Genomic DNA, 7,004 nt, shown 5'->3' on the forward strand with positions numbered 1-7,004 from the left:
CCATGATTCCCGATCTCCAGTGAATAGTCCTGATTCTCCGCTTGGCTAGCGGTTAGCCAGGGCGCTTCCCAGCGCCGTCCCGGGCCGCCGCGCCCCGGCCCGTGGTGGCCGTCCTCCGCCGGGACGGCTCAGTTCGAGAAGTAGCGGCGCGGGTTCTCGACGAGCATCTGGTCGAGCTGGGCCTCGGTGACGCCGCGCTCGCGCAGCACGGGCAGGACGTCGTCGCTGATGTGCCGGTAGTTCCAGTTCGGCGCCATGGAGCGCAGCGTCTCGGGGTCCGGGCCGAACCAGTCGATGAAGCAGCTCGCGTCGTGGCTCAGCACCATCCGGTCGGCGTAGCCGCGCTCGCACAGCGCGACGACCGTGTCCACCCGGTCCGCGGTCGGGTTGATCACGTCCAGGCCGAAGCGGTCCATGCCGAGGATCGCGCCGGTGTCGGCGAGCTCCATCAGGTAGTCGAGGTCGTTGCTGTCGCCGGCGTGCCCGATGACGACCTTGGTGAGGTCCACGCCCTCCTTGCCGAGCAGGTCCACCACCGTCCGCCCCGCGTGGATCGAGCTCTCGGTGTGGACGGTGACCGGCGCGCCCGTCTCGCGGTGCGCCCCGGCGACGGCGCGCAGGATCCGCTCGACGCCCGGGGTGAGGCCCGGCTGATCGATCGCGCACTTGAGGAACCCGGCGCGGACCCCCGTCCCGGCGATGCCCTCGGTCAGGTCGCGGGTGAAGTCGGCGATCATCGGGTCGGAGCCGCCGCCCAGCAGCGTGTCCGGGCCCCGGTAGTAGTACTGGAACGGGATGTCGTTGTAGGAGTAGATCCCGGTCGCGGCGATGATGTTGAGCTCGGGCACCCGCTCGGCGATCCGCGCGATCCGCGGGATGTAGCGGCCGAGGCCCCATACGGTCGGGTCGGCGATCGTGGTGATGCCGCGGTCCAGCAGCTCCCGGAGCTTGGCCACGGCGTCGTCGACCCGCTCCTCCTCGTCCCACCAGGCCCCTTCGCCGTAGTTCTGGACGTGCTCGGTGCTGAGCACGAAGACGTGCTCGTGCATGAACGTGCGCCCGAGGGCGGCGACGTCGACGGGGCCGCGGACGGTCTGTACCGAAGGCATCGGGTGGTTCTCCCTGCTGTCCGTGCTGCGCAGTCCGTGCTGCCGGGTTCGCTCGACCGCATACCGACCGGTCGGTTTCTGGCAAGCTATGACCGGAGGCGCGGGCACGTCAATGGCACGCCGGCGGGCGTGTCGAGGACGCGCCGGGGGGCGTGCCGCAGGCAGTCACTGGGAGGAACGCCGATGACCGACAGCAGGCCGGCCGCGCCGGTCCGGGAGAGCCCCGTCGAGCGCCGGATCCTGGACGCCGCCCTCAGGCTGTTCGCCGAGAAGGGCTTCGACGGCACGTCCGTGCAGGGCATCGTGGAGGCCGCGGCGGTCACCAAGGGCGCGCTCTACCACTACTTCGACTCCAAGGACGACCTGCTCTACGAGATCTACCACTCGCTGATCGCCCGGCAGCTCGCCGACCTCGACCGGGTGCTGGCGGCGGGCCTGCCGCCGCGCGAGGCCGTCCGCGCCGTGCTGACCGGGCTGATCCGCAGCACCGCCGCGCACATCGACGAGGCGAAGGTCTTCGCCCGCGAGATGCACCGGCTGGACGACGCCCGCATGCACGCCGTCCGGGCCGACCGGCGCCGCTACCACGTGACGTTCCGCGGCCTGGTCGAGCAGGGGCAGCGGGACGGGGCCTTCGCCGCCGCGACCCCCGCCGAGACCGTCACGATCGTCGCGCTCGGCATGGTCAACCAGATGCCGTCCTGGTACCGGGCGGACGGCCGCAAGACCGCCGACCGGCTCGCCGACGAGGTCGCCGCGTTCGTCCTCGCGGGCCTCGACAACCCCGCCGCGGGCCGGGGAGCCGGCCGCTAGCGGCGCGTCTGGAGGTGGAGGACGGCGTCGCGGAGGTCGGCCAGCTCGGCGTCCCAGTCGCCCGGCGCGTCCAGCGGGGCCAGGACGAACTTCGACAGGCCCGCCTCCACGAGCCGCTTGAGGTGCGCCTCCAGCCCGTCCAGGTCGGGGATGACGTCGCCGAGGTCGGCCGGGCCGTGCGGGCGGCGGGCGCGCGCGAACCGGGCCTCCGCGTCCGCCGACAGCGGCCCGCGCCGGTACGGGACGACGGCGCCGAAGTGCTCCTCCTCGATCTCCCGCCCCGCGCCCGCCGCGGCCTCCTGGACGAGCAGGCGGCCGCGCTCGCCCTCGGCGGGGGTGGTGAACGCGGCGAGCCAGCCGTCCGACAGGCGCCCGGTGCGGCGCAGCTCCGGCTCGGACGTGCCGCCCATCCACACGTCGAAGCCGCGCGCGGCGGGCTTCGGCAGGACGCGCAGCGCCTCGTAGCGGAACCGCGGCCCCGCGTGGGTGACCTCGTCCTCGGCCCAGAACCGGCGCAGCAGCGGCAGCGCCTCCTCGAAGATCGCGGCGCGCTCCTCCCGGCGCACCCCGAACGCCTGCTGCTCGCCGGCGTGCCGCAGGCCGAGGCCGAACGCGGGCAGCAGCCGGCCGCGCGCCAGCAGGTCCAGCGAGGCGAGCTCCTGCGCGACGAGGGCGGGAGACCGGCCGGGCAGCGTCATGACGGCGGTGCCGAGCTTGATCCGGGAGGTCAGCGCCGCCGCGTAGGTCAGCGTGACCACGGGGTCCCCGGCGGGGCCGGTGGCCCGCTCGGAGACCCACAGCGAGTCGAACCCCTCGCGTTCCAGGCCGGTGGCGAGCGCGGTCAGCGCGTCGGGGTCGGGTGCGGACGCGGCGGGGGCCAGGCCGATTCTGACGATCACCTTCCGACCGTACGGGCGGTCAGTTCCGTGACGCAACCCTTGCCGTGCGGCCGGAACGCCCGGAACGCCCGGGACGGGCGGCGAGCGCGGTGACCGCGACGGCCGCCGCCGCCAGCACCGCGATCGTCAGCGCCATCGGCACGGCGGTGCCGGACCCGGCGACCCCGGCCAGCGGCGCGGCGGCCCCGCCGATCGCGAACTGCGCCAGCCCGAGCAGCGCGGACGCGCTCCCGCCCACCCGCTGCGGGCGGCCGGCGAGGGCGAGGGCCGTCGCGTTCGGCAGGATCAGCCCCTGCCCGGCGGCGACGAGGAACAGCGCAGGCAGCACCCCGGGAAGTCCCGCCCCCGCGAGCACGGCCACCGGCAGGCCGACGCCGCCCACCGCGACGACCGCGAGCCCGGCGGCGAGCAGCCGCTCCAGCGACACCCGCCCCGCGAGCCGTCCGCCGAGGTGCCCGGCGGCCACGATCCCGAGCGCGTTGACGCCGAAGGCGACGCTGAACTCCTGCGGCGACAGGCCGTAGATGTCCTGGAGGACGAACGGCGAGCCGGAGATGTAGGTGAACATCGCGGCGAACGCCAGCGCGCCGGACAGGGCGTAGCCGACGAACGCGCGGTCGGCGAGCAGCCCGCGGAACGTGCCCAGCGTCGCGCGGGCGCCGCCGGTCTCGCGGCGCTCCGGCGGCAGCGTCTCCCGCAGCCCGAACACCGAGCCGAGCAGCAGCGCCACCCCGACCCCGGCGAGGACGGCGAACACGCCCGGCCACGGCATGAGCCGCAGCAGCTGCCCGCCGAGGACGGGCGCGAGGATCGGCGCGAGCCCGTTCACCAGCATCAGCAGCGAGAAGAACTTGGCCGCGGCGACGCCGTCGTACAGGTCGCGGACGATCGCGCGGCCGATCACGATCCCGGCGGCCCCCGCGGCGCCCTGCACGAACCGGAGCGCGAGGAGCGCCTCCACGGTCGGCGCGGCCACGCACAGCAGCGACGCGAGGGCGTACACGGCGAGGCCGACGAGCAGCGGGCGGCGCCGTCCGAGGGCGTCGCTGAGCGGGCCCGCCACGGCCTGGCCGAGGGCGAGCCCGACCACGCACGCGGTCAGCGTGAGCTGCGCCTGCATCGCGCCGGTCGACAGGTCCGAGGCGAGCTCGGGCAGCGCCGGAAGGTACATGTCGATCGACAGCGGCGCGATGGCGGTCAGCGCCCCGAGCACGGTGACGAAGACCAGCCGCCGCCGCCCGGCAGGCACGTCAGCGGAGATCCCGGCCGTGTCGGCGGGTGGCCCGGCCGCCACGGCGGGCGTGTCGGCCGTTTCGGGGGGCGGGTCGTCGGTTACGGGCGCGCGGCGGGCGTCGGAGCCGGGACCGGAGGAAGCGGGATCCGATGGGCTGGCCGCCTGCGACATGGTGCTCTCTCCGTGGTCGGGCGTGGTGCGGGGCGTGGTCGGGACGCCGTCCGGTCAGACGGTGGTGACGACCTGTTCGTACCCGAGGCGCGGGTTGCGGGCGAAGAAGGCGTCCGGGCCGGGCTTGCCCACGTTCACCACCGCGATGGCGCGGAGCGCGCCGTCCCCGAGGAACTCCCGCTCGACGGCGGCGGCGTCGAACCCGGCCATCGGACCGGCGGCGAGCCCGGCGGCGCGGATGCCGACGATCAGGTAGCCGAGCTGGATGGAGGCGTTGAAGCGGGCCATCGCGGGCCGCCCGGGGTTGGCGGCCATGGCCTCGCGGACGCCCTCCCGGTGCGGGAAGGTCGTCGGGAGGTGCTCGTGGAAGTCCTCGTCCGCGGCGACGATCAGCGTCAGCGGCGCGGCGGCGACCTTGGCGCGGTTCCCCTCGGCCATCAGCGGCACCAGCCGCTCGCGGGCCTCCGGGCTGCGGACGGCGACGACGCGCAGCGGCTGGGCGTTCATCGCGGTCGGCGCCCACTTGACGAGGTCGTAGATCGCGCGCAGCTGCTCGTCGGTCACGGGCTCGGCCGTGAAGGAGTTGGCGGTGCGGGCCTCGCGGAAGAGCAGGTCCTGCGCGGTCTCGTCCAGCGGGAGCAGGTTCTCGGGCGCCATCGTCGTCATCGCTTCGCCTTCCGGTCGGGTGGGAGCCTGCGGGTCGGGGCTCCGGAAGGCTTCAACCGGATGACGGTGCGTTATCTGCCGCGTCAGGGAGTGGAGTGCGTCACAAACCGGTCAGAACGGGAGGCGCTCCGCCGCCGCGACGACGGCGCCCGTGACGGTGGCGACGGTCAGCAGCGACAGCCCGGCGAGGACGGCCCAGCGTCCCACCTGGTACCCGGCCGGGACGTGCTCGCCGTCCCGCCCCCGCACCGGCCAGGGGGCGCGGAGCGGCGCCGTGCCGGGCACCTCCTGCCCCTCGTCCGCCGCGACGGGCGGCCGGTCGCCGTTCGGGGCGGGCGCGGCGAGCCCGGACACCCAGCCGAGCAGGTCGGCGACCTCCGCGGGCTCGGTGCCGAGCCCGGACGCCAGGTAGCGGACCTGCCCGGCGACCTGGTCGATGGTCCGGACGGTGTTGCCGAGCCCGACCCGCCCGAGCCAGCCGCGCAGGTCGGGACCGTCGGCGCCGTCCGCCAGGCAGCGGCCGATCTCCGTGCGGGCCAGCAGGTCGGTCTTCGTGACGACCACCGCGACCCGCTTCTGCCGCCCCTGGTCCGGGCGGGAGCGCAGCTCGTTCAGCACCCGCTGGAGCGTGTCGGCCGGGTCCTCGCCGGACGACGCCGCGGCCTGGTCGACGAGCCGCCGCTCGTCCGCGGTGAGGGCCCGCCGGACCTGGGGGAGCGCGAACGGGTCCACGATGAACAGCAGGGCCTCGCCGTGGTCGAGGTAGCGGAGCGACTCCACCTCCGTCGCGCCCGTGTAGTGCTCGCCCGCCGGGTCGAACAGGTACAGGATCCGCCGCGCGCGTCCCGGCAGCTCCACGTCCACCATGGTGGCGAGCGGCAGCTCCGGCCCCGTCTTGGCGAGCCGCCCGCCGCGCCGGAACTCGCGGATCGCGCCCTCGTACGCCTGCGCGTGCCGCTGCTCGACGAACGCCAGCCGGCCGTGCGCGGCGCGGGCCCGCGCGTGCAGCGCGCGGATGCCGAGGACCATGAACGTCGTCTTGCCCGCCGCGGGCCCGCCGACGAACGGCAGCGGCTCCACCCGGACGCGCCCGATGCGCTCGGGCAGCGGCCCGCCGCAGTGCGGGCAGTACGCCGCGAGCCGGAACCGGCCGAGCGGGACGGTGGTCGGCAGCCGCGCCCCGCACCGGCACACGTGCCGGAACGCCCCGCCCGCCCCCGGCGTCAGCCGCGGATGCCGCGCCGCGCATCCCGGGCACTCGTACTCCGGCAGCCCGATCCGCTCGTAGCAGAACGGATGCGGGCAGGTCTGGAGGATCCGCGCGTACGCCATGAACACGCGCTCCACCCCGGCCAGCACGAGCACGCACGCCAGCCATCCCGCGAGCCCGACCGCCGCGACGACCCCGTACAGGACGGTCAGCGCCAGCACGAACACGGCCGCCGGGACGGCCGCGGCGACGATGCCCGCGCACAGCGCCAGCCACACGGGGAACGCGAAGAACCCCCACAGGCCGCCGAGCAGCGTGCGGGTGAGGCGCAGGATCGTCCCCGACGCCGTCCGCCACACCTGCGGCACGACCGTGCGGGTGATCGTCCACCAGTCCCGCCACACCTGGACGAGGAGGTAGTGCCGGTACGACACCTCCGGCGACGCGACCGGCGACGGGCCCTCCAGCGTGGACGGGGCGAGCGTCCGGCACGCGTGCAGGTAGTACAGGCCGAGCGCGGCGGCCCCGGCGACCACCAGCGTCACGGGGAACAGCACGGGGAACACGACCATGAACCCGAGCCACATGGCCCCGAGCCACACGGCGATCAGCAGCAGCACGATGATCGGTTGCATCCGTCACCTCCCCCTTGCCTCGGCGAGCAGGTCCTTCAGCGCCGCCCGCAGCCGCGGCTCGCCCGCGAGGTGCGCGTCGAGCTGCCGGGACGCGAGCCACCGCCCGGCCGCCGCCCGCGCCCACGTCTCCAGCGCGGGCTCGGCCACGCCGCGCGCCCGCAGCCGCAGCACGACCTCGACGAGCTCGTTGCGCCGCTCGATCTCCGCGCCGCGCAGCGGCGCCCGCCCGGCCCGGACGCGTCCCGGCAGCTCGGCGGTCCACCGTCC

Annotated in this window: 6 protein-coding genes and 1 pseudogene; 1 reads left to right on the forward strand and 6 read right to left on the reverse strand. The window is 75.3% G+C overall.

Translation table 11 applies throughout. From position 1 onward, the window contains the following. Positions 1-128 precede the first annotated feature (128 nt). Positions 129-1,109: a phosphotriesterase family protein gene (locus E1300_RS29865; RefSeq protein WP_131760434.1), complete on the reverse strand. Its 981-nt coding sequence runs from the start codon at positions 1,107-1,109 to the stop codon at positions 129-131. A 183-nt stretch (positions 1,110-1,292) separates the two neighbouring features. On the opposite strand from E1300_RS29865, the gene E1300_RS29870 reads away from it, so the two are divergent. After that, positions 1,293-1,922, forward strand: a complete 630-nt coding sequence (locus E1300_RS29870) for a TetR/AcrR family transcriptional regulator (protein WP_131760435.1) — start codon at positions 1,293-1,295, stop codon at positions 1,920-1,922. Here E1300_RS29870 and E1300_RS29875 read toward each other — a convergent pair. The 5 genes and pseudogenes from E1300_RS29875 to E1300_RS50405 form a co-directional block, all read right to left on the reverse strand. Then, on the reverse strand, positions 1,919-2,821 hold the full coding sequence (locus E1300_RS29875; protein ID WP_165503051.1) for an LLM class flavin-dependent oxidoreductase: 903 nt from the start codon (positions 2,819-2,821) through the stop codon (positions 1,919-1,921). The two genes, E1300_RS29870 and E1300_RS29875, sit on opposite strands and share 4 nt — an antisense overlap. A gap of 19 nt (positions 2,822-2,840) precedes the next feature. Continuing rightward, a complete protein-coding gene (locus tag E1300_RS29880; protein WP_131760437.1) occupies positions 2,841-4,226 on the reverse strand; it encodes a multidrug effflux MFS transporter in 1,386 nt (461 codons plus the stop codon). A 54-nt stretch (positions 4,227-4,280) separates the two neighbouring features. Then, positions 4,281-4,892, reverse strand: coding sequence for a malonic semialdehyde reductase (locus E1300_RS29885; protein ID WP_131760438.1), 612 nt, complete (start codon positions 4,890-4,892; stop codon positions 4,281-4,283). Between the two features lie 111 nt (positions 4,893-5,003). Beyond that, the gene (locus E1300_RS29890) at positions 5,004-6,737 is read right to left on the reverse strand and encodes a TRAFAC clade GTPase domain-containing protein (RefSeq protein WP_131760439.1); all 1,734 of its coding nucleotides are present in this window, start codon (positions 6,735-6,737) and stop codon (positions 5,004-5,006) included. Positions 6,738-6,740: 3 nt separating this feature from the next. After that, positions 6,741-7,004 (reverse strand): annotated as a pseudogene (locus tag E1300_RS50405) (hypothetical protein); the annotation flags it as partial.

Origin of the sequence: Actinomadura fibrosa (assembly GCF_900659615.1) — a bacterium.
In the GTDB taxonomy this organism is placed as follows: domain Bacteria; phylum Actinomycetota; class Actinomycetes; order Streptosporangiales; family Streptosporangiaceae; genus Spirillospora; species Spirillospora fibrosa.